This is a genomic window from Terriglobus sp. YAF25, from assembly GCF_052113305.1.
Taxonomy (GTDB): Bacteria; Acidobacteriota; Terriglobia; order Terriglobales; family Acidobacteriaceae; genus Terriglobus.
Map to the genome: position 1 here is coordinate 1 of NZ_JBFRCY010001020.1, position 1,163 is coordinate 1,163.

2 protein-coding genes are annotated in these 1,163 nt (G+C 58.1%); one reads left to right on the top strand and one right to left on the bottom strand.

What is annotated here, in order from left to right; all coding sequences use genetic code 11:
- Positions 1-151: 151 nt before the first annotated feature.
- A complete protein-coding gene (locus tag AB4043_RS26190) occupies positions 152-616 on the top strand; it encodes a cytochrome c maturation protein CcmE (RefSeq protein ID WP_442299171.1) in 465 nt (154 codons plus the stop codon).
- Positions 617-779: 163 nt separating this feature from the next.
- Here the strand turns inward: AB4043_RS26190 and AB4043_RS26195 are convergent.
- Positions 780-1,163 (bottom strand): metallophosphoesterase family protein (locus AB4043_RS26195; RefSeq protein ID WP_442308610.1); only part of this gene is annotated, 384 nt, incomplete at its 5' end.

Below are 1,163 nucleotides of genomic sequence, written 5' to 3' on the forward strand. Positions count from 1 at the left end.
GGCGTGTACAGTGTGGCCGTTTCCGTGTGCGCTCATTGTCTTATCTACCTCTCCAGAGGACTGGGTATGAAACTTTGAGTATACGCCCGTAGAGCCGGCGAAGCATTGCCCCAAGGCGGCCAGGAAACGGTAAAATGGTTCCGGGAGTCTTATGAACAGCACTACCCGTATCGGTCTTGCCTGTGCCGTCGTCATTGCCGCCGTGGTGTACCTTGCCATCTCCGGTATCGGCGACTCGAAGAGCTACTACGTCACCATCAGTGAGCTGCAGAAGTTGGGCAACAAGGCCTACACGCGTCACCTGCGCGTCGCGGGCAACGTGCAACCCGGCTCCGTCGTTCGCAGCGGAACTCACGCCGACTTCACGCTCGTGGAACTGGATAAAACCGTCCGCGTCAGCTACCAGGGCATGGAGCCGCTTCCCGACACCTTCAAGGATGATGCCCAGGCTCTCGCCATGGGTACCTACGGCCGCGACGGCGTCTTTCACGCCACCCAGATTCAGGCCAAGTGCGCCAGCAAATATGCTCCGGCCCAGCCTGGACAGCAACAGCCAGGTCAGCAACCCGCAGCCGTTACGCCAAAGGCTGCCGCCGCAGTTATCCCAGCTCATTAAAAATCGCCGGGCTGCCATCCTGGCAGCCCGTGTTATTCCCTATCCCAATTAGAGCATTTCTCCTGTTGCTGGGTATCCCGGGAGAATGCGTGCAGCGGCGTTTTCATCGCGGAAAACGCCCATAAATGCATAAGCCCCGCACTACACCTACAGGAAAAATGCTCTAGAGCTTGTACGGTGTGGAGTAGTGCGTGGACCACTGCGTCCGCGCCATATCGATCCATTCGATCGTTCCCGCTTTCGGGTCAGCGTCGAAGATCATGAACGCGTTCGGGTCATACCGTGTCGCCGCCGACACAATGTGACGCGGGCCATAGGTGCGCGAGAAGTCGACCCACTTGTGCCAGTGACCGGCGATTACCATCTGGATATTGTCGCTGTACTTGCGCAGCATCGGATGCAGACCATAGTCCTTCACTTCTGTCGGTTGCTGCAGCCAGAGCGGATAGTGAATCAGGATCACGGTAGGCTTGCGCTCCGCCAACTGTGCCTCGGTCCAGTTCAACTGCTCCTCTCCCAGAGATCCCATCTGACGCATCTTCACAGG

What these genes read in the sequence shown, in the direction of transcription:
- AB4043_RS26190 (WP_442299171.1), top strand. Translation starts at nt 152, where the DNA reads ATGAACAGCACTACCCGTATCGGTCTTGCCTGTGCCGTCGTCATTGCC.